The organism is Sphingomonas citri, from assembly GCF_019429485.1.
Lineage (GTDB): Bacteria > Pseudomonadota > Alphaproteobacteria > Sphingomonadales > Sphingomonadaceae > Sphingomonas > Sphingomonas citri.
In genome coordinates this window covers 350,030-375,727 of sequence record NZ_JAHXZN010000002.1, presented here as the reverse complement: position 1 = coordinate 375,727, position 25,698 = coordinate 350,030, and the positions used below count along the sequence as shown (strand labels likewise).

The window sequence follows — 25,698 nt, the reverse complement described above, 5'->3', positions numbered from 1 at the left end:
CCGCTTCTGCTCGCGCTAGCGCAGGAACACGGCGGGTAGGTCGAGGTGGTCGCCTAGCGGTCGCGCCACCAGACCCACAGAGCGATCGCGACGCCCAGCGCCAAGCCGACGAGGAAGCCGATCGTCGGCTCGCCGGCCATCAGACCGAGGATCGTGCCGCCAAGGATCAGGGCGGCGATGGGGAAACCGCCGGCGAGCGGGGAGCGGGAAGGGGGCATCGACGCGCTCTGCCACGCCCTCGCCGCGCACGCCAGCCGCGACCGACCGTGCCGGACGCGCGATCCCGGCCGCGATCGGTCGGTTTTCCCCCCTTCTTCTCTCCACCTGCGGCGGCTAGACGGAGCGGATGAGGCCGGACGTGGGGCGGCGCGGCGCGCTGGTCTGCGCCGTGGTCGGCGTGATGACAGGAGCTGTACCGGCGCGCGCCCAGCAGGCGCCGGCGGCCGCGTCGCCGTCTCCATCTCAGACCGACACCGGCGCCGGTGCGCTCGACGACGTCGACCCGACCGCACCGCTCGCGGCCTTGCCCGACATCGGCGTCGACTGGCCCGATCTCAGCGCCGCCCCCGCCGCGCCGGTGGCCGAGCGCGCGCAGATCGGCGCCACCACGCGCTACGCCTGGCGCATCGACGGGCTCGACGCCGCGGGCACGCCGCTGCTGCGCCAGCGCTTCCAGGAACTGTCGGTGCTCGCCGGCAACGAGGGGAAGGAAGCCAATCCGGCGCAGCTCGACCGCCGCGCGCGGCAGGACGCCGAGCTGCTGCTCACCCTGCTGAAGGGCGAGGGCTTCTACGATGCCGCGGTGGCGACACGCTTCGAGCGCGCCGAGAAGCGCCCCGTGGTGGTGCTGGTGGCGACGCCGGGCACGCTCTACCGCTTCGCCGGCGTGACGCTCGCGGGCGTCGAGGCCGCGGGCGCGAAGGCGCAGACGCTTCGCGACGCCTTCGCGGTCCGCCCCGAGGACCCGGTCAACAGCGACGCCATCGCCGCGGCCGAGGCCAACCTGCGCACGCGCGCGGGGGAGGAGGGCTTCGCCTTCGCGCGGATCGGCGACCCGCAGGTGGTGGTCGACCGCGCCGCGCAGAGCGCGACCGTGTCGGTCGAGGTAACGCCGGGCACCGCGCGGCGGTTCGGGCGTATCACCGCCAACCCCGACAATCGCGTGTTCGACGCCGCGCACGTCGCCGATATAGCGCGCTTCAAGAGCGGCGACTCGTACGAGGCGTCGCAGCTCGACGACCTGCGCCGCGCCTTGGTGCAGACCGGGCTCGTCTCCACCGCGGACGTGCGCGCGGTCGCGGCCGACGACCCGTCGGTGGTCGACGTGGCGGTGCGGCTCGAGCCGGCGCCGCCGCGCACCGTCGCGGTCGAGCTCGGCTATGGCACCGGCGAGGGCGCGCGCTCGGAGGTGAGCTGGACCCACCGCAACCTGTTCCCACCCGAGGGGGCGGTGACGCTGCGCGGCGTCGCCGGCACGCGCGAGCAGCTCGGCCAGGTCACCTTCCGCCGCAACAATTTCCACGCGCGCGATCGTGTGCTCACCGCGCAGTTCGCCGCGGCGCACCTGCTGCGCGACGCCTATGAGGCCAACACGCTGTCGTTGTCCGCGGCGTTGGAGCGGCAGACCAATATCTTCTTCCAGAAGACCTGGACCTGGTCGCTCGGCGCCGAGCTGGTCGCCTCGGACGAGCGCGACGTGATCCTCTCCACCGGCGAGCCGCGCCGCCGCACCTTCCTGATCGGCGCGCTGCCGACCAGCCTGGGCTATGACGGGTCGGACGACCTGCTCAACCCGACGCGCGGCTTCCGCCTCGCCGGGCGGGTGAGCCCCGAGCTGTCGCTGCAGAACCGCGCCTTCGGCTACACGCGGGTCCAGCTCGACGCGAGCGCGTACCAGCCGGTCACCAAGGGGACGGTGCTGGCGGGCCGCGTGCGCGCGGGGACGATCCTGGGCGCGCCGCGCGACCAGATCGCGCCGTCGCGGCGCTTCTACGCCGGCGGCGGCGCCTCGGTGCGCGGCTACGGCTTTCAGTCGATCGGTCCGCGCGACCCCAACAACGATCCGATCGGCGGGCGCAGCCTGGCCGAGTTCGCGCTCGAGGCGCGGATCAGGGCGTTCGGCAATTTCGGCGTGGTGCCCTTCTTCGACGGTGGCAACATCTACACCGGCGGGCTGCCCGACCTCACCGGCTTCCGCTACGGCGCCGGGATCGGGGTGCGCTATTACTCGAACTTCGGGCCGATCCGCGTCGATCTCGGCACCCCGATCAACCCGCAGAAGGGCGACAGCCGGCTCGCGGTCTACGTCTCGCTGGGGCAGGCCTTTTGAGCCGCGTGCTGCGCTATCTCGGGCTGGCGCTGGCGGGGCTGGTCGCGCTGGCGCTGCTCGTCGTGTTCGTGCTCGACACCGGCGTGGGGCACCGCTTCGTCGCCGACCGGGTCAACGCGCTGCGCCCCGACAACGGACTGCGCTTCCGCATCGGACGGATCGAGGGCTCGCTGTACGGGCGCGCCGAGCTGGTCGACGTCCGGCTGTACGATCCCAAGGGGCTCGTGCTGACCGTGCCGCGCGCGCGGCTCGACTGGTCGCCGCTCGCCTGGTGGCACAATCGCCTCGACATCACCTCGCTCGATATCGCCAGCGCGACGCTCGCCAAGCTGCCCGAGCCGCGCGACACCGGCCGCAGCGGGCCGCTGCTGCCCAGGTTCGACATCGCCATCCGGCGGCTCGCGGTCGACCGGCTGATCGTGGCGCCGCGGGTCACCGGCGTGGTGCGCTACGGCCGGTTGCGCGGGCGCGCCGACATCCGCGACGGGCACGCCTTGGTCGACCTTGCCGCGCTGGTGCAGGGCAGCGACTCGCTCGACCTGCGGCTCGACTCGCGCCCCGACGCGGGCCGCTTCGACCTGGAGGCGCGCGCGCGCGGCACCGCGCGCGGCGTGCTGGCGAAGCTGACCGGGCTCAACCGCGCGCTCGCGCTCGACGTCGCGGGGGACGGCGACTGGCACCGCTGGGACGGGCGGGCGGTGGCGCAGGCCGGCGCGGCGCGCGTGATCGACCTCGCGCTCGCCAATCGCGACGGGCGCTACCGGCTGATCGGCACGGTGGCGCCGAGCGCGGTGACCGGCGGCAAGCTCCAGTCGCTCACCGCACCGCGCGTCGCGGTCGATGGGCATGCCACCTTCGCCGACCGCCGCCTCGACGGCGCGCTGGCGCTGCGCTCACCCGCGATCGCCGCCCAAGTCGAGGGGATGGTCGACCTCGCCGCCAGCGCGTTCCGCAACGTGCGCGTCAGCGCACGGCTGCTGCGCCCGGCGGCGCTGTTCCGCAACATGACCGCGCGCGACATGCGACTGCGCGCCATCCTCGACGGCAATTTCCGGACCTTCTCCTTCGACTATCGCCTCTCCGCCGACCGCTTCGCGTTCGACGATACCGGCTTCGAGCAGGCGCGCGCGGCGGGGCGCGGGCGATGGTCGAAGACCCCGGTGCTGGTGCCGGCGCGCTTCACCGCGGCGCGCGTCACCGGCGTCGGCGACGTCGCCGGCGGCATCCTGCGCAACCTCAGCGTCGACGGCCTGCTCAAGGTCACCGCCACCCAGGTCGCCGGCGACCGGCTGCGGCTGCACTCGGACCAGCTCGCCGGCGAGATCGGGCTCCGGCTCGACCTGCGTACCGGGCGCTATGACGTCGCGCTGAGCGGCGGGCTCGGGCGCTATCTCATCCCCGGTATCGGGCTGGTGCAGGTCGACTCGCGACTCCAGGCGGTGCCGGGGCCGAACGGTCACGGCACGCGCGTGGTCGGGCGCGGCACCGCGCGCGTGCTGCGGCTCGACAACGCTTTCTTCCGCTCGCTCACCGGCGGCCTTCCGCGAATCGAGACCGAGCTGGAGCGCACCCCGGACGGGATCCTCCACTTCACCCGGCTGGTGCTCACCGCGCCGACGCTGCGGTTCGCGGGGAACGGCTATCGTCGCCGCGACGGCACCTTCTTCTTCGAGGGCGCGGGGACGCAGGGCACCTACGGCCCCGTGACGCTGCGTCTGGACGGCAGGATCGAGCGGCCGACGCTCGATCTCGTCTTCGCGCACCCCAACGCGACGCTGGGGCTCGCCGCGGTGCGCGCGCACCTCGATCCCACCGCGCAGGGCTTCGCCTTCACCGCCGCGGGCGGATCGCGGCTCGGCGACTTCGCGGGCGCGGGACAGATCGTGCTGCCGCCGGGCGATGGCCAGTCGCGCATCCTCGTCGAGCGGCTCGACGTCAGCGGCACGCGCGCGACCGGCGCGCTCGACATCGTCGACGGCGGCTTCCGCGGGCGCCTGAACGTGAACGGCGGCGGCTGGAGCGGCGCGCTGGACCTCGCGCCCGTCGGCGAGGTCCAGCGCATCGCCGCGGAACTCCAGGCGCGCAACGCCCGCATCGGTGCCTTCGCCTCCGTGCGCGTGGCGCGGCTTCAGTTCACCGCGCTGCTCGATCCCGCCGGCACCAAGCTGGACGCCACCGCGCGCGGCGCGGGGCTGCGCCACGGCGCGCTCTCGGTGTCGCGCTTCGACGGCACGGTCGCGCTGGCGGGGGAGACCGGCGAGATCCGCGCCGCGATCGCTGGCTCGCGCGGGGTCGGCTTCCGCGTCCAGACCGTCACCGCGGTGACGCCCGACGGCTATACCGTGCGCGCCAGCGGCAGCATCGGCCAGCGCCCGATCCGGCTCGACACGCCCGCGGTGCTGCGCCGCGACGGCGACGCCTGGACGCTCGCGCCGACCAGGCTGAGCTTCGCGGGCGGCTCGGCCGAGGTGTCGGGCCGGCTGGGCGACGACGACACGAGCGTCCGCGCCACGCTCGCCAACCTGCCGCTGGCAGTGCTCGACATAGGCTATAGCGGACTCGGGCTCGGCGGCAGCGCGAGCGGCTCGCTGCGGCTCGACGCCCGCGCGGGCGCGGCGCCGACCGGGCGCGCCGACCTCACCGTGCGCGGGCTGACCCGATCGGGGCTGGTGACCTCGTCCACGCCGGTCGACATGGGGCTGGCGGCGGTGCTCGCGCCCGATCATGCCGGCGCTCGTGTGGTGATGCAGTCGGCGGGCAAGATCGTCGGTCGCGCGCAGGCGCAGCTCAAGCCGCTCGGCAGCGGCAGCCTGGTCGAGCGGCTGTCGCGCGCCGGGCTGTTCGCGCAGGTGCGCTACAGCGGCCCGGCCGATACCTTGTGGCGGCTCACCCGGATCGAGCTGTTCGACCTGACCGGCCCGGTCGCCTTCGCCGCCGACGTCTCCGGCACCACCCAGGCGCCGCAGCTGCGCGGCGTGGTTCGCGCCGCCGGCGCGCGGATACAGAGCGCGACCACCGGCACCTCGATCACCAACGTCGCGGCGAGCGGGCGCTTCAGCGGCTCCCGGCTCCAGCTCGACCGCTTCACCGGGGACACCGCCCGCGGCGGCAAGGTGTCGGGCGGCGGCTGGTTCGACCTGCGCTCGACCGGCGTCGCGCTTGACCTGCGCGTCGACGCCGATCACGCCGTGCTGATCGACCGCGACGACATCGGCGCGACCGTCACCGGGCCGATCACCTTCCGCTCCGACGGCGATGGCGGCGTGATCGGCGGGGACGTGCGGCTCGACACCAGCCGCTACAAGTTCGGCCAGGCCACGGTCGCGAGCGCGCTGCCGCAGGTCGCGGTGCGCGAGATCAACGTGCCCGGCGGCGACAATGCCGACGACGAGGTGGCGGCACCGTGGCGGCTCGACGTCCGCGCGCGTGCGCGCAACGGACTGATGGTCACCGGTCTCGGCCTGTCGAGCGAGTGGACCGCGCAGGTACAGATCGCGGGCACGCCGACCGACCCGGCGCTGACCGGCCGCGCCGATCTGGTGCGCGGCGACTATGAGTTCGCCGGGCGCGAGTTCGAGCTGTCGCGCGGGATCATCCGCTTCGCCGGCGAGGTGCCCGCCAACCCCGCCCTCGACATCGAGGCGAGCGCCAACACCACCGGGCTCAACGCGACGATCCGGGTCACCGGCGTCGCGCTCAAGCCCGAGATCAGCTTCACCAGCACGCCCGCGCTGCCGCAGGACGAGCTGCTGTCGCGGCTGCTGTTCGGCACCTCGATCACCAACCTCTCCGCGCCCGAGGCGCTCCAGCTGGCGGCCGCGGTGGCGGCGCTGCAGGACGGCGGCGGCGGGCTCAACCCGATCAACGCGGTGCGCCGCGCCGCCGGGCTGGACCGGCTGCGCATCCTGCCCGCCGACCCGCAGACCGGTCAGGGCACGTCGATCGCGGCGGGCAAATATGTGACACGCCGCATTTACGCCGAGATCATCACCGACGGCGCCGGCTATTCGGCGACGCGGGTCGAGTTTCAGGTGACGCGCTGGCTGTCGCTGCTGTCGTCGATCTCGACGCTGGGGCGGCAAAGTGCCAACGTGCGGGTGTCGCGCGATTATTGACCTGGGTCGCGTTTCACGGCCGGAACGGGCCGGCGAATACAGGGGTTGAGGCGCTGCGGCGCGAGTGAGCGTGAGGGGGCAGGGATGCGACGGGGATGGTGTGCGGCCGCGGCGGCCGCGCTGGCATGGGGTGTCGGCGCGGCGGCACAATCGCCGGCCGCGCTCAACGATGCGCCGCCTCCCCCGCCCACCGCGGCCGGGCCAGCGCCAGCCGTTGCGGACGACATGCGAGGCGTGCTGGAGCAGTTGCCGCTGCTCGGCGCTCGACCGATCGCGACGCTAACACCGGTCGAGGCGCGGCTCGAGCCCACGGCGGCGGACGCGTACAATGCCGCGATCCGAAAGTCGGGCATGTCGGTCGCGCCCGACGCGACGGTGACGACGCAGGACCTCGCCTACGGCACCGACCCCATGCAATATGCACGCCTCTACCGGCCGGGTGCGGCGGCGGGAACGGGCGCGCCGCTGCCGCTGCTGGTCTATTATCACGGCGGCGGCTGGGTGCTGGCGGATCTCACCGCCTATGACGCGACTCCGCGGCTGCTCGCCAAGCAGCTCAATGCGATCGTGGTCTCGGTCGAATATCGCCGCGCGCCCGAGTTCCGCTTCCCGGCGCAGCACGACGACGCCGCCGCGGCCTATGGCTGGGCGGTGCAGCACGCCGCCGCCTGGGGGGCGGACCCGGCGCGCGTGGCGCTGGCGGGCGAGGGCGCGGGCGGCAATCTCGCGCTCAACACCGCGATCTCCGCGCGCGACCATGCGCTGGCGCGGCCGGCGCACGTGCTCGCGATCTACCCGATCGCCAACAGCGACCCCGCGCTGCCGTCCCGGCGCGACTCCGCGGGCGCGACTCCACTCGACACCGCCATGCTCGGCTGGTTCGCGCATTATCATGGCGCGAACGCCGGAGACGCCGCCGACCCGCGGCTCAACCTGGTGAAGGCCGACCTGCGCGGCCTGCCGCCGGTGACGATCGTCAACGCTCAGATCGACCCGCTGCGCTCCGACGGTGAGACGCTCGCCCAGGCGCTGCGCGGCGCCGGCGTGAGCGTGCAGCAGCGGACGTACAACGGGGTGACCCACGAGTTCTTCGGCATGGGCCGGCTGGTGCGCGGCGCCTATGACGCCGAGCTCTACGCGGTGGCGCGGCTCAAGTCGGCGTTCGGCCTGTGAGGAGAGGGACGATGCGCTTGACCGCCGGGCTGTTGACGATAGCCGCTGCGGTTACGGCCGCTCCCGCGGGAGCGCAGGCGATGTCGGCCGCGCGCTACCTCGAGGCGGCGGGCGCGGCCGACCTGTACGAACGCGCGGCGAGCCAGATGGTGCTCGAGTCCACCACCGACGCGAAGGTGCGCGAGTTCGCCCGCATGATGCTGGCCGATCACGCGCGTGGCAGCGCGACGCTGCGCGCGGCGGCGGCGCGCGCCAGGGTGCGCGTGCCCGCGACGGCGATCAGCCCGCTCCAGACCGAGCTGATCGCTGAGCTGCGGGCCGAGACCGGCCTGGCACGCGACGCCACCTATGTCGCGCAGCAGCGCGCCGCGCACGCGCGCGCGCTGTCGCTGCACCAGGCCTATGCCGCGGGTGGCGGCGCGGCGGCGCTGAAGGCGGCAGCGGCGCGCAATGCGGCAATGGTGGCACGCCACGCGGAGGCGCTGAAGGCGATGTGACGGGCCGCCCGCCGATCGCCCGCGCCGCGCCGGGGGGTCGAGACCGGTAAGGCTTGATCCGCTCGGGGCGCACGGTGCTTCGTCCACACGCCGATCGCCGCTCGCCGTCGCGGCCTCGCGCGCTCGATAAAAGCGTCCTCCTTCGACGGGCGCGCGCGTCGAACCTCTACAAAGCTCTCAGGTCCGCACGCGATCAGGGGAGGGCACATGCACATCAGGGTTTCGAGCGCCGGCCAATATCTGATCGCCGTCGCCGCGACCGCGCTGAGCATCGGCCAGGCGCACGCCCAGGCATCGAGCCAAGCCCCCCTTCCGGGCATCGTCACCGAGGGACCGGACGGCGAGGTCGTCGTCACCACCACGGCGCAGAAGCGCTTCGAGAACATCCAGGACGTGCCGCTGGCGGTCCAGGTCGTCAATCCCGCGCAGCTGGAAGCGCAGGGTGTCCACCATTTCCAGGAACTGGAGCGGGTGATGCCCTCGCTCGTCGTCCGTCCCGCCAACCAGCCGGTCAACACCAACGTCTCGATCCGCGGCGTCGGCACCTTCGCCTATGCGATCGGCGTGGAGTCGAGCGTCGCCGTCACGGTGGACGGCGCGCCGGTCGCCTTTCTCGCGCGTGCCATCGGCGATCTACCCGACGTCGCGATGATCGAAGTGCTGCGGGGGCCGCAGAGCACGCTCTACGGCAAGGCGGCCTCGGCGGGCCTTATCAAGATCATGACGACGCAGCCGACGAACGACCTGCACGTCCGCGCCAACGCGCGCCTCACCGATGATCACGAGTTCGCCGAGCAGCTCAGCATCACCGGACCGCTGACCGACACGCTGGGCTATGTCGTCACCGGCGGCTTCACGCACTGGGACGGCAACCTCCGCGACACCGTCAGGGGCAAGCGCATCGGCGGGCGCGACACGATCACGACCCGCGGCAAGCTGCGCTGGCGCGCGACACCGGACCTCACCTTCACGCTCTCCGGCAATCATGCCGAGGGCAGCACGGCCTTCGGCCGACCCTTCGTCCGCCTGGATCCCGCGGCTCGACTGCGCAGCGATCCCGCGCTCACCCCGGCGGTGGTCCTACCCGGGGTCGAGGCCGGAGCCGATAACCAGTCGGTCGCGTACAACGCCCGATCGGGCACCGACTATCACGGCAGCGGCGCTTTGCTGCGCAGCGAATGGGATCTCGGCAAGCTCAATTTCCTGAGCCTGACCAACTATGATCGTTTCAAGCTCTACGATTATCTCGACTTCGACGATACCGCCTCGTCCGCGCCCCTGGGCAACGCGCGCGAGATCGGGCGCTTCGGGTCGCGACTGTTCACGCAGGAGGTGCGGATCCTCTCGCCCGGCGACTCCGCCTTCCGCTACGCGCTCGGCCTCTATTATGCCGACACCCGCTTCGAGCGACCGTTCGAGCGCGGCCCGGGCTTCGCTCTCTCCCATCTCCACGCGACCGCCGGCTCGCGCCAGATCGCCGGTTTCGGGCAGCTGGACTGGGAATTCGTGCCCTCGCTCACCGCTACCGTCGGCGGTCGCGTCCAGAACGAGCGCGTCCGCTACACGTTCGACGACCTGCTCGTCGCCCAGCGTGACCCGCAGGCCACGCACCATTACGCCGGCCATGACAGCGACGACGCGGCGACCTACCGGCTCGGCCTGACCTATCAGGCGACGCGCGACCTCATGCTCTTCACCACCTATGCGACCGGCTACAAGGGCCAGGCCTATGACCTCACCACCGGCTTCGACCAGAAACGGGCCGATGGCGGACCGATCCGCCCGGAACGGTCGCGCGACAAGGAGATCGGCGTTCGCAGCCAGTGGTTCGATCGGCGCCTCACCACCAACCTCACCTTCTTCGGCACGCATTACCGCGACCTGCAGGCGCAGACGGTCGAATTCTATGCGGACGGCAGCTATCGCAATCGCCTGACCAATGTCGGCCGACTGGTCACGCGCGGCGTGGAGGTGGAGAGCGCGGCACGGCCGACCGGCGATCTCACCCTCGCCGCCAACGCCACCTACCTGCGCGCCCGCTATCTCTCCTTCTCCTCCGCGCCCTGCTTCCCGCTGCAGACGGTCGCGCAGGGCTGTGTCGGTTCGCCGGCGCGGCAGGACTTGTCGGGCGAGCGTCTGCCGCAGGCGCCGACCTGGCGGCTCGACGCGTCCGCCGAATATGCACCCGAGCTCGGCCAGCATTATCGCGCAGTGATGCAGGCGGCGTGGCAATATCAGGGCGCGATGTCGTACGCGCCGCGCGATCCTGAGCTGTGGCAGCGCGCCTATCACATCGCCAACATCAGTCTGGGGCTGCGCGACGCGGATCGCCACTGGGACGCCGCCGTCTTCGTCGACAACGTCTTCGACCAGCGGCATTATACGTCACTTGTCAACAACGCGAACAACTTCGGCGGCCAGGTCGCCACCGCGGCGCTGCTGCCGCGCGACTTCCGACGCTTCGGCGGGATTCGCGTGGGGCTCAGCTTCTGACGTCTGAACCATCCTGAAGGCAACGTGCTCGCGGCGATCCCGGCGCGGCCGCGCCGTTGGTCGAACCAGCCGCGTCTTGCCCCGGGCGCGCTGACCGATCACCATCGTCGCGGCCGATCCGGCCGCGGGGAGCTACGCATGCGCACCATCGTCATCGCCGGCGGCGGCAGCGCGGGGTGGATGTGCGCCGCGGCTTTCTCGCACCTGCTCGGCCCCGGCTGGCACGTGCGGCTGGTCGAGTCCGAGGCGATCGGCACCGTCGGCGTCGGCGAGGCGACGATCCCGCAGATCCGCACCTTCAACCAGGCGCTCGGCCTCGACGAACGCGCCTTCCTCGATGCCGCCGAGGGCACGTACAAGCTGGGCATCGAGTTCGCCGGCTGGGGCGCGCCGGGCGAGCGCTACCTCCACGCTTTCGGCGACGTCGGGCGCGATTCGGGTCTGGTACCGTTTCACCAGCGCTGGCTGCGAGCGCGGGCGGCGGGGACGGTGGCGCCGCTCGGCGACCATTCGCTCAACGAGGTCGCCGCGCGCGAGGGGCGGATGCAGCTCGGCCGCGCGCGCACCGCCGCGCTGCTGCCCGAGATGCCCTACGCCTTCCACTTCGACGCCGCGCTCTACGCCGCGCTGCTGCGCCGCTTCGCCGAGGCGCGCGGGGCGGAGCGAGTCGAGGGGCGCATCCTCGGTGTCGAGCGCGCGGACGAGGCGCTCACGGCATTGCGGCTCGACGGCGACCGGCGCGTCGAGGGCGAGCTGTTCGTCGACTGCACCGGCTTCGCCGCGCTGCTGATCGGCGGCGCGATGGCGGTGCCGTACGACGACTGGTCACGCCACCTGCCGTGCGACCGCGCGCTCGCGCTGCCCTGCACACGCGTCGCGCCGCCGATCCCCTACACGCGCGCCACCGCGCACGACGCCGGCTGGCAGTGGCGCATCCCGCTGCGTCACCGCACCGGCAACGGCATCGTCTACAGCAGCGCGCACCTCGATGACGCCGCGGCCGAGCAGGTACTGCGCGCCGGGCTCGACGGCGGCACCGAGGCAGCGCCGCGCGCGATCCGCTTCACCACCGGGCGGCGGCGCGAGCCGTGGTGCGGCAATGTCGTCGCGATCGGGCTGGCGGCGGGCTTCATGGAGCCGCTCGAGTCGACCAGCCTCCACCTCGTCCAGTCGGCGATCGCGCGGCTGATCGCGCTGCTGCCCGGTGCGGCCGCGGGGCCGGCGACGCGCGACGCCTTCAACCGCCAGAGCGCGACCGAGTGGGAGCGGATCCGCGACTTCCTCGTGCTCCACTATCATGCCAACCGGCGCGACGGCGCGTTCTGGCGCGACTGCCGCGAGCTGCCGCTGCCCGAGACGCTCGCGGCAAAGCTGGCGCTGTGGCGCGAGCAGGGCGTGGTGCTGCGCGAGCAGGACGACTTGTTCACCGAGGTGGCGTGGGTGCAGGTGCTGATCGGGCAGGGGGTGCTGCCGAACGGCCATCACCCGCTCGCCGCCGCCGAGCCGCTCGACGAGGCGCGTGAGTTTCTCTCGCTATGGGCGCAGCTGGTGCGGCGCGAGGTGGCGCAGATGCCGCGGCACGCGACGCTGGTGGGAACGTAGAATAATCTGACAATACTCTTTCCTTTATCGGACTGCCTGTGCCATCTCGCTGACAAGACGGGCGGAACGCCTCGCAGGGAGAGAGACATGAGCAAGCTGGCCATCATCGTCGCGGCGCTCGCTGGCGCGGCGACCTGTCCGCTCGCGGCGGCGCAGACCGCCCCCGCCACGCCGGCCGGCAAGATCTACACCAGCGATCTCGTCACGCGCTGGGGCCGCGCCGTCACCCCGGACAATGCCTGGCGCAGCTACCCGCGCCCGCAGATGAAGCGGACCAAGTGGCTCAACCTCAACGGTCAATGGGACTATGCGGTGCGCCCCAAGGCGGCGCCGCAGCCCGCGGCGATGGACGGCAAGATCCTCGTCCCCTTCGCGGTGGAATCGCGCCTCTCGGGCGTGGCGCGCTCGGTCACGCCCGACGATCGGCTGTGGTACAAGCGCAGCTTCGCGGTGCCCGCCGACTGGCAGGGGCAGCGCGTGCTGCTCCACTTCGGCGCGGTCGACTATGAGGCGAGCATCATGGTCAACGGCAGCCTGGTCGGCACGCACCGCGGCGGGTCGGACGCGTTCAGCCTCGACGTCACCGATTACCTGAAGTCCGGCGACAACGAACTGGTGGTGCAGGTCACCGACCCGACCTCCACCGGCGCGCAGCCGCGCGGCAAGCAGGTGCTCAAGCCCAACAGCATCTGGTACACGCCCGTCACCGGCATCTGGCAGACGGTATGGCTCGAGCCCGTCCCCGCGCTCCATGTCGAGGACATGAAGATCACGCCGGATATCGACCGCGGCACGCTCTCGGTCGACGTCGCGCTCAACCGCAGCGCGGCGGACGACGACGCGGTGCGAATCACCGCCTCGCAGAAGGGCCGCACCGTCGCGACCACGCTGGTGCGCGGCAACCGCCCCGCCACGCTGGCGATCCCCGACGCGCATCTGTGGTCGCCCGACGATCCCTTCCTCTACGATCTCAAGGTCGAGCTGGTTAAGGTGCGCAGCCCCTACACCGGGCCGGACAACAGCCCGCATCGCCAGCGCGGTGACTCGATCCTCACCGCGCAGGAGGCGGCGCTGTATCGCACCGCCGCGGTGCAGGGCGGCGCGCGCGACACGGTCGACGGCTATTTCGCGATGCGCAAGAGCTCGATCGGCGCGGGCAAGGTGCCCGGCCAGCCGGTGATGATGCTCAACAACAAGCCGCTCTTCCAGAACGGTACGCTCGATCAGGGCTGGTGGCCCGACGGGCTGCTCACCCCGCCGTCGGAGGAGGCGATCCGCTTCGAGATCGACTATCTCAAGTCTTCGGGCTTCAACATGTTGCGCAAGCACATCAAGGTCGAGCCGGCGCAATATTACTATGAGGCCGATCGCATGGGCATCCTGATCTGGCAGGACATGCCCTCGGGCGAGGAGGACGAGAGCCTCGACCAGTTCGTCCGCCCGTCGTCGCAGGGCGAGGCGCTGATGCCGCAGGAGACCACCAACGAGTTCGAATATGAGCTCACGCGGATGATCAGCGACCTACGCAACCATCCCTCGATCGTGACCTGGGTCGTCAACAACGAGGGCTGGGGGCAATATGCCTCGACGCGCCTCGCCAAGATGGTCCACGAGCTCGATCCCAGCCGGCTGGTCAACAAGGTATCGGGCTGGCTCGACACCGGTGACGCCGGGTCCGACCTGTACGACATCCACACCTACGAGGACGTGCCCAAGGCGCCGACGCATCAGACGCATCGCGCGATCGTAATCGGCGAGTTCGGCGGGATCGGCCTGCCGGTGCCGGGGCATCTCTGGTTCCCGGCGCGCAACAACTGGGGCTACCAGACCGCCAAGGACAAGGCCGATTATCAGGCGCGTTACCAGCGCAAGTACGACGAGGTGATCCGCCAGGCGCGCGAGCTGGGGCTGAGCGCGGCGGTTTATACCCAGACCACCGACGTCGAGGGCGAGATCAACGGCCTGCTCACCTACGATCGCGCCGAGAGCAAGCTGCCGCCGGCCACCTTCGCGCGCATCCACGCGCCGCTTCACGCTGCCGAGCCAGGGGCGGGGAAATAGCCTCGGACGGGATGACGGCGCATGTGTTTTCCCCGTCCCTCTCACGTCACCGGAACAAGTCCAGGATGACGGAGGGTAAGGAACCTTCCCGAAGTTTGGCGGCGGAGTCCTGAAGGGGAGCTCGCTCGCGTCAAGGCGACGCTCCCTGCTGTTCACTCCTCACCTGCGAGCGCGGCGCGCCTCTCGCTACCTCGGCGCCCCCTTGCGCAGCAGTGCGGTCCAGCGACGCCAGCCGGTCGGGCGGTGGAAGGTATCGAGCCCGCGGTCGTCGAGCGCGCGGACCAGGTCGCGCGTGAGCGAGCGCAGCTGGCGCTCGTTCACCGCCAGGCTGACGCGCTCATAATCCTGCCGCCGCACGTCCTCCGCCGAGCGGGCCAGCTGCAGCGTCACCACGTAGCCGTGGCGCGTGCGGTCGCGCTTCCAGCCGACCAGGATCGCGGGCGCCTCGGTCATTCTCTACCCCCCGGATGCGCGCCCGCGCGCGGACGCATCGATGCGCCGTAATGCTGGACCCGCCCCCCGATGGAGGCAAGGCGCCGCGATCGATCGATCGGTCCGGCCGTGCGGCGTTCGATGTAAAATGCGCGGTCTGCCCGTTCGACTTCGGTCTTAACAGCCGGCAATGAAGCGACGTCGCTAGCACCTGCTTAACCAGATCGGCCGCTGATCACTCTCGCACGCCCACATCGGGCGAGACGCGGGGTGAAGGCGATGACGCCGGGACGGTGGACGGCAGGGATGGCGGTGATCGCGGCGGCGCTGTCGCTCGCGGCACCGTCGCGCGCCGCCACGCCCGCCGGCACGCGCATCGTCAACACCGCGCAGCTGATCGTCGCCGGAGACGCGCCGCGCGCGATCGACAGCAACACGGTCTCGGTCGCGGTCGACGCGCTGGTCGATGTCGCGCTCGCCGCCGACGCCGCCAGCGTGGCGGTGACCGGGGCCGCGACCCTCCCGGTGGCCTTCACCGTCACCAACAGCGGCAACGCGCCCGCGCCTTATGATCTCACCGCCACCGTCGACCTGGGGGCGAGCGTCACCGCGATCGTGCCCGACGTCGACGGCAACGGCCGCTACGATCCCGCGATCGACCAGGGCGAGGCGACGGTGACGCTCGCCGGGGGTGCCAGCGCGCGCGTCTTCGTGCTGATCGCCGGTGCCGCGAACGGCGCGACCGTTGCCGCCACGGCGACGGCGCACGCGGGCAGCGGTGCCGCGGGGACGCTGCTCCCTGCGGGCGGCCCCGCCGGTACCGACGCGGTGGTGGGGACCAATGGCGCGCGCGCGAGCGCCACCAGCCGGCTCACCGCCGACACCGCCGCGGCGCGGCTCGACAAGGCGCAGTCGGTCGTCGCGCCGGACGGCAGCGCGCGCGCGATGGTCGGCTCAATCGTGACCTACACGCTGGTCGCCCGCTTCGCGCGCGCCTGCCCCGCGGTCGAGGTCAGCGACGTCGTGCCCGAGGGCACGCGCTTCGTGGCCGGCAGCATGACGCTCGACGACCGCCCGCTCAGCGACGGGGCCGACGGCGATGTCGCGCAGCTCGACGGCAGCACCGTTCGCGTCGCGCTCGGCGACATGCCCGCCGGCACCACCCGCACCATCCGCTTCAAAGCCATCATCCTGTGAGGAGTCTCCGCATGATCCGTCCGCTCCTGCTGCTCGGTGCGGCGCTCGCCGCGCCCGCCACCGTCGCCGCAGCTCCCGCCGGCCCGCTCCAGGTCACCTCCAAGGTGCTGGTCGAGAGCAAGCAGCGCGCCGCCGACGGCACCACGCGCGTCGCCCTGGTGCCAGCCAAGCGCGCGGTGCCGGGCGACCGGGTCGTCTTCGTGCTGGCCTATCGCAACACCGGCACGCAGCCGCTCAGCAACATCGTGTTCGACAATCCGGTGCCGCGCGGGGTCGCCTATCGCGCGCCGCTGCCGGGCTCGGCCGTACCCGAGCTGTCGGTCGACGGCCGCGCCTATGGCGCGCTCGATCAGCTGACCGTGGCGGCGAACGGCGCGCGCCGCGCCGCCGCGGCAGACGACGTCACCCATGTGCGCTGGCGCCTCGCGCGCCCGCTCGCGCCCGGCGCGCAGGGCGAGTTCGCCTTCCAGGCCGCGCTCAAGTGATCCCGACGACCCACGTTTAACAGGAAGGACCCAACATGTTCGTGAGAAGGGCCATGGCCGTGCTGCTGGCGGGGACAGCCCTCGCCGGCCTTGCCGGCGCGGCACAGGCGCAGACCGCGGCGGCGCAGCTGACCACCGCCGGCACGCGGATCGACAACACCGCCTCTGTGACCTACTCGGTCAACGGCACCAACCAGTCGACCACCTCGACCACCGCCTCGTTCGTGGTCGACAAGAAGGTCAACTTCACCGTCGTCACGGCGCAGACCGGGCCGACCCAGGTCAATCTGGGCGACCAGAATGCGGTAACGACCTTCCGCGTCACCAATTTGACCAACGACGTGCAGGACTTCCTGCTCGATCCCGATCAGCAGAACATCTCGCTCGGGCTGTTCCCCGGCAGCGACAATTTCGATCTGACCAGCCTGCGCGCCTATGTCGATTCGAACGGCAACGGCCGCTACGACGCGGGCGTCGACACGCAGACGTGGATCGACGAGCTCGCCCCCGACGCCTCGGTCACCGTCTTCATCGTCGGCAACGTCCCCAACCAGGCGGGCGCGCAATATGCCTATGACTCGCTCCGGGTCGTCGCCGCGGCGGGCGGCCAGTCGGGGACGCAGGGCAGCGCGCTGATCGCGACCGACCTCAATCTCAACGGCGCCGACGGCACCGTCGACATCGTCTTCGCCGACGATGACAGCGACGGCGCGCTGCTCGGCGACATCGCTCGCAACGGTCAGGGCCGCGCCTATTCGGGCTATTTCGTCGCGATCAACAACGTCGCGCTGAGCGTCGCCAAATCGGCGCGCGTGCTGGCGGACGGGCTCGGCTCCGCCAATCCCAAGGCGATCCCCGGCGCCACGGTCGAATATTGCCTGCGCGTCAGCAACGCCACGCTCAACGCCAGCGCCAACGGCGTGACGCTGAACGACGTCGTCCCCGCGCACACCACCTATGTGCCCGGCTCGATCTCGATCGGCACGCCGGGCGCGCTCGGCATCGCCTGCGTCGTCAACGGATCGACCGAGGACGACGATTCCGACGACGCGACCGAGACCGATGGCGTCACCGCCTCGTTCGACGGCGTCGCCAAGAAGGTCGTCGCCAATGTCGGCACCGTCAGCGGCGGCGGCTCGGTGGCGGCGTCGTTCAAGGTGACGATCGACTAAGCCCCGCTCAGCCCCGCTCGTCATCCATCCCGGTGCGCCCCCGCGCGCCGGGCAGGGACCCTGCATGCCCGCATCGCGCGCCCTCTCTGCCTTCGCCACGCTGCGCACGCTCGCGGCGGCGACGCTGTGTGCGCTCGCCGCGCTGGCGACCGGCGCGGAGGGCCAGCTCGCGCAGGTGAGCAACACCGCGCGGCTCAGCTTCGGCGGCGCGAGCGCGCGCACGACGATCGACTCAAACACCGTCACGCTCGCGGTCGACCGCACAAGACGGCCGAGCTCGCTGAGCTTTCGGCTGCTGCCGATCGGCTATCGGCTCACCGGCATGCGCTGCGACCCCGATGCCGCGGCGCCGTTCACCCCGGCGCCGATCGAGGCCGCAGATCTCGCGCGCGCGGCCCCGCTGCGCACGATCGACACCAAGCAGCCGATGATCATCGTGCTCGACGCCGCCGCGGACAACCACGATCCGGCGGTGCGCGAGACCGACTGGATCGACGTCACCACCGACACGCGCACCGTCAAGCTGCCGCTGCTCGAGACCGGGCCGAACACCGGCGTCTTCGCCGGCGGCGTGCCGGGCGGCGGCACCCAGCCCGAGCTCGCCGCCTGCGACCCGACCCGCAATCGCGGCATGCGGCTGCGCATGTCATACGCGGGCAACGCGCTGAGCATGGCATCGCAGGCGTCGGTGCTCGTCGACCCGGCGGGCTACGTGTTCGACTCGGCCACCGGCGCGCTGGTCGACGGCGCCGAGGTGACGCTGCTCGACGGCGACGGCAATCTTGCGCAGGTCTACGGCGACGACGGCGTCAGCGCCTATCCGGCGACCGTCATCAGCGGCGGCTCGGCGCATGATTCGAGCGGCCGCGAGTATCGCTTCACCACCGGCAACTACCGCTTTCCGCTGGTCGCGCCCGGCACCTACCACCTGCGCATCGTCCCGCCCGCCAATTATGTCGCGCCGTCGACGCGCGACCCGGGCGAGCTGGCGCGGCTGCTCGACCCGGGGGGGCGGCCGTACATGATCAACGCCGCCTCGTTCGGCGCCGGCTTCACGATCACCACGCCCGATCCCTTCTACTCCGATATCCCGCTCGATCGCACCGGCGACACCATCCTGCTGCTGAGCAAGACCGCCTCGACGCGCGAGGCGTCGCCGGGTGACGTGGTGCAATATCGCGTCACCATCACCAATCGCGGCGAGCAGGCGGCGCGGGCCGTCTCGGTCACTGATCTTCTGCCCGCCGGGCTGCGCTACCAGCGCGGCTCGACCCGCGGGGTCGCCGAGCCCGAGCTCGCGCCGGACGGGCGAAAGCTCACCTTCGCGGTGTCCGAGATCGCGGCGCATGCCACCGCGGAGCTGCGCTACACCGTCTCCATCGCTGCGGGCGCCAGGCCCGGCGACACGGTCAACCGCGTGCTCGCCAGCGGCAGCGCGGGAGTCACCGGCAACGAGGCCGCGGCGGCGGTGCGGATCCGGCCGCTGCTCTTCTCGGACGGCTTCACCGTCATCGGTCGCGTGACCGAGGGCGACTGCCGCGATCCGGTGGCGGGGCGGCGCGGCGTGCCCGGCATCCGGCTGCTGCTCGAGGACGGCACCTATGTCGTCACGGACAAGGACGGTCTGTACCATCTCGAGGGCGTGCGCCCAGGTCGCCACGTCGTCGCGCTCGACCGCGACTCGGTGCCCGCCAGCCACGCGCCGGTGGCGTGCGACGCCGACACCCGTCAGGCCGGCAGCGCCACCTCGCGCTTCGTCGAGAGCGAGGGCGGGCTGCTGAAGCGAGTCGATTTCCAGCTCCGCCCGACCGGCCGCACCGCCGCCGCGGCCGCCGCGCTGCCGGTGCCGGTGCTCGCCGACGCCGCCGCGGCGGGCGCCGCGCGCGACTGGTTCGCCGGCGAGGCGCCGGGCATCGCCTTCCTGTTCCCCGAGCCCGATCATAACCCGCGCGCGCCCGCCGTCCGCGTCGCGATCAAGCACCTGCCCGGCCAGCGCGTCGCGCTGACGATCAACGGCGAGCCGAGCGACCCGCTCGCGTTCGACGGCACCGACCTCGACCCCACCCGCACCATCGCGGTGGCGCGCTGGTCCGGTGTGCCGCTGCGTGCGGGGGATAATCAACTCGTCGCGCGCGTGCTCGGCGCGGACGGCGCGGTCGCGGCGACGCTGACCCGCACCGTCCACACGTCCGGCGCGCCCGCGCAGGTCGTCGCGATTCCCGAGAAGAGCCGGCTGGTCGCCGATGGGCTCGCCCGCCCGCTGCTCGCGCTGCGCGCCACCGACGCGAGCGGGCGCCCGGTACGCGCCGGGACGCTGCTGACCGTGCGAGTCGACGCGCCCTATGCGGTCGCCGAAGAGGTCGCGATCGCGCAGGAGCGCCGCCGGGTCGCCGACGGCGGCACGCACAGCGCGCAGGTGGTCGGCGACGACGGCTATGCCTTCATCGCGCTCGAACCGACGATGCAGAGCGGCGCGGTGCGCGCGCACGTGGAGCTCGCCGACCGCGACACGCGCCGCACCGTCGACCTCACCGGCTGGCTCGCCGCGCCGGCGCGGAGCTGGACCGTCGTCGGCTTCGGCGCCGGCACGCTCGGCTATGACACGCTGCGCCGCCACGGCGGCACGCTGCCCGCCGGCGTGCGCGGCGGCACGGTGCGCGACGGCCAGCTCGCGCTCTACGCCAAGGGGCGGATCAAGGGTTCGTGGCTGGCGACGATCGCCTACGACAGCGACCGCCGCCGCGACCCGACGCGCGGGCTGCTCGGCACGATCGACCCCGACCGCTACTACACCGTCTACGGCGACGGCACGCGCCAGGGCTATGACGCCGCGACCGATCGCAAGCTGTACCTGCGGCTGGAGCGGCGCGAGTTCTACGCGCTGTTCGGCGACTATGAGACCGGGCTGACGCAGACCCGGCTCGGCCGTTACAGCCGCACGCTCAATGGGCTGAAGGCCGAGTATGACGGCGAGCGGCTGCTGTTCAGCGCCTTCGCCGCGCACACCGACGAGCGCTACGCGCGGGACGAGATCGCGGGCAACGGACTCAGCGGACCGTACCGGCTGATGGCGCGCGACATCGTGCCCAATAGCGACAAGCTGCGGATCGAGGTACGCGACCGCTTCCGCCCCGACCGCATCGTCGCGACCACGCAGATGACGCGCCACATCGACTATGACATCGACGCCGCGGCGGGCACGATCCGCTTCCGCGAGCCGGTGCTGACGCGCGACGCCGCGCTCAACCCGGTGGTGATCGTGGTCGATTATGAGACCTATGGCACCGGCCGCAAGAAGGTGGCGGGCGCGCGCGGCGCGGTGCGGCTGGCGAGCGGCAAGGTCGAGCTCGGCGCCACCGCGCTGCACGACGAGACCACGGCCACCGCCGACCTCGTCGCAGTCGACCTCAAGGCGCATGCCGGCGCGGCGACCGAGCTGCGCGCTGAGGCCGCGACCGGGGGCCGCGGCGGGTTCGGGGCCGGCCGCGCCTGGCTGGCCGAGGCCGAGCATCACGGCGCGCGCGGCGACCTGCTCGTCTACGCGCGCCAGCAGGATCGCGGCTTCGGCGTGTCGCAGCAGAACGTGGTGGACGTCGGCGCGCGCCGGCTCGGCGTCGACGGTCGCGTCCAGCTCAGCGGCGCGCTGTCGCTCACCGCGACCGGCTGGTACCAGCGCCAGCTTGACGCGCCGGGAAGCCGCAGCGCGCTCGACGCGCGGCTAGAGTGGCGCCGCGAGACGGGCGCGCTGTTCGCCGGGGCGCAGCTCGCCTCCGATCGCGGGGTCGACGGCCAGGCGCGCGACTCGCGGCTGCTGACGCTCGGCGGCACGCGGGCGGTGCTCGACGGCAAGCTGACCCTCACCGGTCAGACCCAGGTGGCACCCGGCGGCGACAAGGCGAGCGTCGACTTCCCGGTGCGCCATCAGCTGAGCGCCGCCTATCGCGTCGCGCCGACGGTGCGGCTGATCGGCGGCTATGAGATCGCCGAGGGCGCCAGCTACACCGCGCAGACCGCCCGGCTCGGCTTCGACGTCGCGCCCTGGACGGGCGGCAAGCTGATGAGCACGCTCAACCAGCAGGCGGTCGGCAGCGAGAACGCGCAGCGCGTCTTCGCGCAATATGGGCTCAGCCAGTCGCTGCCGCTCGGCTCGCGCTGGATCGTCGACGCGACGCTCGACGCGAGCAGCACGCTGCGCGGCCACCTGCCCGAGGGCGCCACCGTCAATGCCTTCCAGTCGGGCGTGACCGGCACCGCCACGCAGGATGGCACCGGCGCGGACTATGCCGCGGTGACGCTCGGCGCGAGCTACCGTGCGGGGCGCTGGTCGTGGAACGGTCGCGCCGAATATCGCGGCAGCGACGCCGGCGATCGTTTCGGGCTCACCAGCAGCGCCCTGCGCTCCCTCGGCGAGGGGCGCACGCTCGCGGCGGGGCTGCGCTGGTACAGCGTGACCCAGTCGCCCGACGCCAAGGCCACCTCGCTCGCGGGCGACGTGGCGCTGGCGTGGCGTCCGCTCGACGGGCGCTGGTCGCTGCTGGAGCGGCTCTCGCTTCGCCACGACGAGGCCGACGCGGGTGTCACCGACCGCAACGTGCTCGGCGTCGGTGCGGGCGGCGGTGCCTTCCAGGCGACGCTGCGCACGATCAACAACGCCGCGCTCAACTATCGCAGCGGCGCCGAGGGCGAGGGCCACGGCACCGAGCTGACGCTGTACCACGGCATCAAATGGGTGCGCGGCAGCTTCGGGGCGGACGATTACACCGGGCTCACACAGGTGGTCGGCGTCGAGCTGCGCCGCGATCTCGGCCGCCGCTTCGATCTCGGCGTGCAGGGCTCGGTGCAGCACGGTATCTCCAGCCACACCATGGCCTTCAGCGCGGGACCGAACCTGGGCGTGTCGCCGGCACGTGACCTGTGGATCAGCGCGGGCTATAACGTCAGCGGCTATCGTGACCGTGACTTCGGTCAGGATCGCTACACGCGGCGGGGGCCGTATGTGACGCTGCGGTTGAAGTTCGACCGCGACAGCGTCGGATCATTGTTGGGGCGGGCAGGATGACCAATCACGCGGCGCGCTGGCGCATGACGGAGGACGGGATGAGCCAGGGGGCCGATCAGGTGCCGTCGCGCGCGGGCGAGGAGCAGCGCGCCACCCCGCGCGAGCGCACGCTCTACGCGCTCGGGCGCCTGATGGTCGCGGGACGGCAGCACGTCTGCACCGTGCGCAACCTCGGGCCGGGCGGTGCGGGTATCGAGCTCGATCCGCCGCCCGCCGTCGGCACCGCGGTTACGATCGAGACGCGCGGGCTGATCGCGCGCGCCGCCACGGTGCGCTGGGTCCGCGATGCGATGGTAGGGCTGAGCTTCGACGAGCCGCTCGGCGAGGAGACGCTGCGCGTGGTGGCCGAGACGCCGCGCAGCCCGCGGTTCAGCTACGACGGCCCGGTCGAGCTCGTCACCGACGCGCGGCTCACCGAGCATCGCGCGATCGACCTCGGGCTCGGCGGGGTGCGCGTCGCGGGTGCGCCCCCGGCCGACGCCGGCAGCGCGATGGAGGTGGTGATCGATGCCGAGCTGGTCGTGCGCGGCAAGCTCGCCTGGACCGGGGGCGAGGCGTTCGCGATCGAGTTCGCCGCCCCGCTCAGCGTGCGCCAGCTCGCCGGTGCGATCGCGCGATTGGAGGCGACGCTCAGCCGCTGAGCAGCGCGCGGATCTGCGCCGACAGCGACAGCGGGTCGAACGGCTTGACGATCACGCCCCGCGCGCCGATCGCGCGCAGCGCCGCGACCTCGCGCTCGCGCCCGTGCGCGGTCATGAAGATCACCGGCAGACCGGGGCTGCGGTCGTGCAGCGCGGCGAGTAGCGCAGGCCCGTCCATGTCGGGCATCGACACGTCGAGCAGCGCGGCGTCGGGCTGCGTCGCGGCGAGCGCGTTCAACGCCTCGCCCGCGCTGGCGGCGACGCGCAGCGCGATCGTCGGGTCGAGCCCGAGCGCCAGCTCGACGATGGTGCGGATATCGGGGTCGTCGTCGACGAAGAGCAGGCGCAGCGGCATCAGGCGTCGACCGGCGCGCGTCGCTCGGCGAGCAGCCGCCGCACCGTCGCGACCAGCTCGGGCAGATCGTGGCGCCCCTTGGTGAGCACCGCCGTCGCGCGGGCGGCGAGCGCGGGCGGTACCGCTTGGCCCGAGTAGATCACCACCGGCACCGGCGCACCGTTCGCGTCGACCAGCTCGGGCGCGAGTTCGGGCCCGTGCCCGTCGACCACCTGCATGTCGAGCAATGCGAGGTCCGGCGCGCCGCCGCGCAGCAGCGCGCGCGCCATGGCGAGGCTCGCCGCCGGCAGCACGCGTGCGACCCCGACGAGGGCCGCGGCGACGGTGTCGCGGACGTCGGGGTCGTCATCGAGGTGAAGCAGCAGCGGCAGCGGCGCGTCGGAGGCGGGCGTGCCTCCGAGCACCGATCCAGGTAACGGCAGCGCGAAGGCGAAGCGCGTACCGCCGCCGTCGCGGTCCTCGAACCAGATCGTACCGTCGTGGCGGCGGACGATCTCGCGCGAGATCGCCAGCCCCAACCCCGAGGCGGGCGCGTGCGTTGCGGCGCGGCCGCTCTCGAATCGCTCGAACAGCCGCGGCCGCACCGCCGCCGGTACGCCCTCGCCGCGATCCTCGACGGCGATCAGCGCGCGCCCCGCCTCGACCCGCGACGCGATCGTCACCGTGGCACCCGCTGGGGACGCGTGGATCGCGTTGGAGACGAGGTTCGTGACGACCTGCAGCAGCCGCTCCGCGTCGCCCTCGACCGGCACGGGGGCGTTCGCGGACGCGTCGGTGAGCACCACGTCGCGGCTGCGCGCCAGGCCGTCGCTGTCGAGCGCGGCGCGCGCCACCACCTCGCGCAGGTCGAGCGGCGTGCGCGCCATCGCCAGCTGGCCGGACTCGATCCGGTCGATGTCGAGTAGATCGTTGATCAGCCGTATCAGGCGCCGCGCGTTGTTGTCGGCGATGTCGACCAGCCGCGCCGCCTGGGGCGGCAGGTCCATAGCGGCACCGCCGCGCAGCAACGCGAGCGACCCCACCACCGAGGTGAGCGGGGTGCGCAGCTCGTGCCCGATGGTGGAGATCAACTCGTCCTTGGCGCGCTCGATCCGGGTGCGCTCGGAGGCGTCGCGCAGCGACAGCACGAGATGGTCGCCGCTCGGCACGCGCATCACACCGATAGCGACGTCGACGTGCCGCTCGCTGCCGTCGCGGTGGCGCGCGACCCGGTCGGTGAGGAGGGGGCGATCGAGCCGACCGTCGTGCAGCCCGATGCGCTGGTGGAAGGCGCCGCTGCCCTCGGCGATGCGCAGCACCGTGACGACGTCGCGCCGCTCCAGCTCCTCGGGCGTGTAGCCGAGCAGCGCGCTGGCGGCGTCGTTGATCATCTCGATCGTGCCGCTGGGATTGAGGATCAGCAGCGCGTCGCTGGTGCCGCGCAGGATCGCGGCATTGCGCTCGCCCTTCTCATAGGCGTCGAGCGCGGCATCATAGGCCTCGCAGCGCGACCGCCACAGCGAGCGCAGCGTCACCGCCAGCGCAAGCGTCAGCACGGCGCCGGTGGCGAGCAGCAGCAGCCGGAGCTCGCCCCGCTGCCGCGCGAAGGCGGCGCGGCGTTCGGCGGTCAGCGCCCGCTCGCTGGTGCCCGCGCGCGCGAGGGCGGCGCGCAGCCGGTCCATGACGCGGCGGCCCTCGCCGTCGGCCACCGCGGCACGCGCCGCGGCGTGCTTCCCGCCGCGGAAAAGCGCGAGCGTGCGGTCCAGCTCGGCGAACTTGCTGTCGATCAGCGCGGCCACCTCGGGTGCGGCGACTCCCTCCATCGCGCGCAGTCTCGACGCGAGGCGGCGGGCGGGCGCATAGGGATTGAGGAAGGCGGGATCGCCGGTGAGGAGGTAGCCGCGTTGCGCGGTCTCGGCGTCCTTCATCGCGGAGAGCAGCATCACCTGCGCGCGCTCGCGGTCGAATGAGCGGGTCGCCGCCGCCTGCAACCGCAGCGAGCGCGCATATTCCGCGTCGGTCCACGCGATCAGAGCCGTCATCAGCAGCGGGACGAGCGCGGCGGCCAGCAGGAAGCGTCGACGCGAGGGCGGCCGGGGGCGCGCCAC

General features: G+C 72.4%; 16 protein-coding genes. 12 read left to right on the top strand and 4 right to left on the bottom strand.

Features of this window, described 5'->3' with window-relative positions; all coding sequences use genetic code 11:
• Positions 1-53: 53 nt before the first annotated feature.
• Positions 54-218 carry a hypothetical protein gene (locus tag KZ820_RS09825; protein ID WP_219748437.1) on the bottom strand — a complete coding sequence of 55 codons (165 nt, stop codon included), beginning with the start codon at positions 216-218 and terminating at the stop codon, positions 54-56.
• Positions 219-346: 128 nt separating this feature from the next.
• Here KZ820_RS09825 and KZ820_RS09820 point away from each other — a divergent pair, with 128 nt between their 5' ends.
• The 7 genes from KZ820_RS09820 (at position 347) to KZ820_RS09790 (ending at position 14,270) form a co-directional block, all read left to right on the top strand.
• Positions 347-2,329, top strand: coding sequence for an autotransporter assembly complex protein TamA (locus KZ820_RS09820; RefSeq protein WP_219748436.1), 1,983 nt, complete (start codon positions 347-349; stop codon positions 2,327-2,329).
• A gap of 5 nt (positions 2,330-2,334) precedes the next feature.
• Positions 2,335-6,444: a translocation/assembly module TamB domain-containing protein gene (locus tag KZ820_RS09815; protein ID WP_308462192.1), complete on the top strand. Its 4,110-nt coding sequence runs from the start codon at positions 2,335-2,337 to the stop codon at positions 6,442-6,444.
• A gap of 225 nt (positions 6,445-6,669) precedes the next feature.
• Positions 6,670-7,617, top strand: a complete 948-nt coding sequence (locus KZ820_RS09810) for an alpha/beta hydrolase (protein ID WP_258048006.1) — start codon at positions 6,670-6,672, stop codon at positions 7,615-7,617.
• 11 nt (positions 7,618-7,628) lie between these two features.
• On the top strand, positions 7,629-8,114 hold the full coding sequence (locus tag KZ820_RS09805) for a DUF4142 domain-containing protein (RefSeq protein WP_219748434.1): 486 nt from the start codon (positions 7,629-7,631) through the stop codon (positions 8,112-8,114).
• 207 nt (positions 8,115-8,321) lie between these two features.
• On the top strand, positions 8,322-10,607 hold the full coding sequence (locus tag KZ820_RS09800; protein WP_219748433.1) for a TonB-dependent receptor: 2,286 nt from the start codon (positions 8,322-8,324) through the stop codon (positions 10,605-10,607).
• Between the two features lie 138 nt (positions 10,608-10,745).
• Positions 10,746-12,209: a tryptophan halogenase family protein gene (locus KZ820_RS09795; RefSeq protein WP_219748432.1), complete on the top strand. Its 1,464-nt coding sequence runs from the start codon at positions 10,746-10,748 to the stop codon at positions 12,207-12,209.
• A gap of 87 nt (positions 12,210-12,296) precedes the next feature.
• On the top strand, positions 12,297-14,270 hold the full coding sequence (locus tag KZ820_RS09790; RefSeq protein ID WP_219748431.1) for a glycoside hydrolase family 2 protein: 1,974 nt from the start codon (positions 12,297-12,299) through the stop codon (positions 14,268-14,270).
• Between the two features lie 186 nt (positions 14,271-14,456).
• Here the strand turns inward: KZ820_RS09790 and KZ820_RS09785 are convergent, their stop codons facing one another.
• Entirely contained in the window at positions 14,457-14,723 is a 267-nt protein-coding gene (locus tag KZ820_RS09785; RefSeq protein WP_219748430.1) for a hypothetical protein, read from the bottom strand.
• Between the two features lie 285 nt (positions 14,724-15,008).
• Here KZ820_RS09785 and KZ820_RS09780 point away from each other — a divergent pair, with 285 nt between their 5' ends.
• The 5 genes from KZ820_RS09780 to KZ820_RS09760 all read left to right on the top strand — a co-directional run bounded on the left by KZ820_RS09780 (position 15,009) and on the right by KZ820_RS09760 (position 23,256).
• Complete coding sequence (locus tag KZ820_RS09780; RefSeq protein WP_219748429.1) at positions 15,009-15,899, top strand: hypothetical protein; 891 nt, start codon at positions 15,009-15,011, stop codon at positions 15,897-15,899.
• 11 nt (positions 15,900-15,910) lie between these two features.
• Positions 15,911-16,384: a hypothetical protein gene (locus KZ820_RS09775; RefSeq protein WP_219748428.1), complete on the top strand. Its 474-nt coding sequence runs from the start codon at positions 15,911-15,913 to the stop codon at positions 16,382-16,384.
• Positions 16,385-16,419: 35 nt separating this feature from the next.
• Positions 16,420-17,556, top strand: a complete 1,137-nt coding sequence (locus KZ820_RS09770; protein ID WP_258048005.1) for a hypothetical protein — start codon at positions 16,420-16,422, stop codon at positions 17,554-17,556.
• 64 nt (positions 17,557-17,620) lie between these two features.
• On the top strand, positions 17,621-22,615 hold the full coding sequence (locus KZ820_RS09765; protein WP_219748427.1) for a DUF11 domain-containing protein: 4,995 nt from the start codon (positions 17,621-17,623) through the stop codon (positions 22,613-22,615).
• On the top strand, positions 22,612-23,256 hold the full coding sequence (locus KZ820_RS09760; RefSeq protein ID WP_219748426.1) for a PilZ domain-containing protein: 645 nt from the start codon (positions 22,612-22,614) through the stop codon (positions 23,254-23,256). Before KZ820_RS09765 ends, KZ820_RS09760 begins: the two co-directional genes overlap by 4 nt.
• Here the strand turns inward: KZ820_RS09760 and KZ820_RS09755 are convergent.
• Together KZ820_RS09755 and KZ820_RS09750 are read right to left on the bottom strand one after the other, a co-directional pair.
• Entirely contained in the window at positions 23,246-23,611 is a 366-nt protein-coding gene (locus KZ820_RS09755; RefSeq protein WP_219748425.1) for a response regulator, read from the bottom strand. The two genes, KZ820_RS09760 and KZ820_RS09755, sit on opposite strands and share 11 nt — an antisense overlap.
• Complete coding sequence (locus tag KZ820_RS09750; protein ID WP_308462183.1) at positions 23,611-25,698, bottom strand: ATP-binding protein; 2,088 nt, start codon at positions 25,696-25,698, stop codon at positions 23,611-23,613. Before KZ820_RS09750 ends, KZ820_RS09755 begins: the two co-directional genes overlap by 1 nt.

What these genes read in the sequence shown, in the direction of transcription:
- KZ820_RS09755 (WP_219748425.1), bottom strand. Translation starts at nt 23,611, where the DNA reads ATGCCGCTGCGCCTGCTCTTCGTCGACGACGACCCCGATATCCGCACC.
- KZ820_RS09765 (WP_219748427.1), top strand. Translation starts at nt 17,621, where the DNA reads ATGCCCGCATCGCGCGCCCTCTCTGCCTTCGCCACGCTGCGCACGCTC.
- KZ820_RS09760 (WP_219748426.1), top strand. Translation starts at nt 22,612, where the DNA reads ATGACCAATCACGCGGCGCGCTGGCGCATGACGGAGGACGGGATGAGC.
- KZ820_RS09785 (WP_219748430.1), bottom strand. Translation starts at nt 14,723, where the DNA reads ATGACCGAGGCGCCCGCGATCCTGGTCGGCTGGAAGCGCGACCGCACG.
- KZ820_RS09820 (WP_219748436.1), top strand. Translation starts at nt 347, where the DNA reads ATGAGGCCGGACGTGGGGCGGCGCGGCGCGCTGGTCTGCGCCGTGGTC.
- KZ820_RS09790 (WP_219748431.1), top strand. Translation starts at nt 12,297, where the DNA reads ATGAGCAAGCTGGCCATCATCGTCGCGGCGCTCGCTGGCGCGGCGACC.
- KZ820_RS09805 (WP_219748434.1), top strand. Translation starts at nt 7,629, where the DNA reads ATGCGCTTGACCGCCGGGCTGTTGACGATAGCCGCTGCGGTTACGGCC.
- KZ820_RS09775 (WP_219748428.1), top strand. Translation starts at nt 15,911, where the DNA reads ATGATCCGTCCGCTCCTGCTGCTCGGTGCGGCGCTCGCCGCGCCCGCC.
- KZ820_RS09810 (WP_258048006.1), top strand. Translation starts at nt 6,670, where the DNA reads ATGCGAGGCGTGCTGGAGCAGTTGCCGCTGCTCGGCGCTCGACCGATC.
- KZ820_RS09795 (WP_219748432.1), top strand. Translation starts at nt 10,746, where the DNA reads ATGCGCACCATCGTCATCGCCGGCGGCGGCAGCGCGGGGTGGATGTGC.
- KZ820_RS09825 (WP_219748437.1), bottom strand. Translation starts at nt 218, where the DNA reads ATGCCCCCTTCCCGCTCCCCGCTCGCCGGCGGTTTCCCCATCGCCGCC.
- KZ820_RS09770 (WP_258048005.1), top strand. Translation starts at nt 16,420, where the DNA reads ATGTTCGTGAGAAGGGCCATGGCCGTGCTGCTGGCGGGGACAGCCCTC.
- KZ820_RS09780 (WP_219748429.1), top strand. Translation starts at nt 15,009, where the DNA reads ATGGCGGTGATCGCGGCGGCGCTGTCGCTCGCGGCACCGTCGCGCGCC.
- KZ820_RS09800 (WP_219748433.1), top strand. Translation starts at nt 8,322, where the DNA reads ATGCACATCAGGGTTTCGAGCGCCGGCCAATATCTGATCGCCGTCGCC.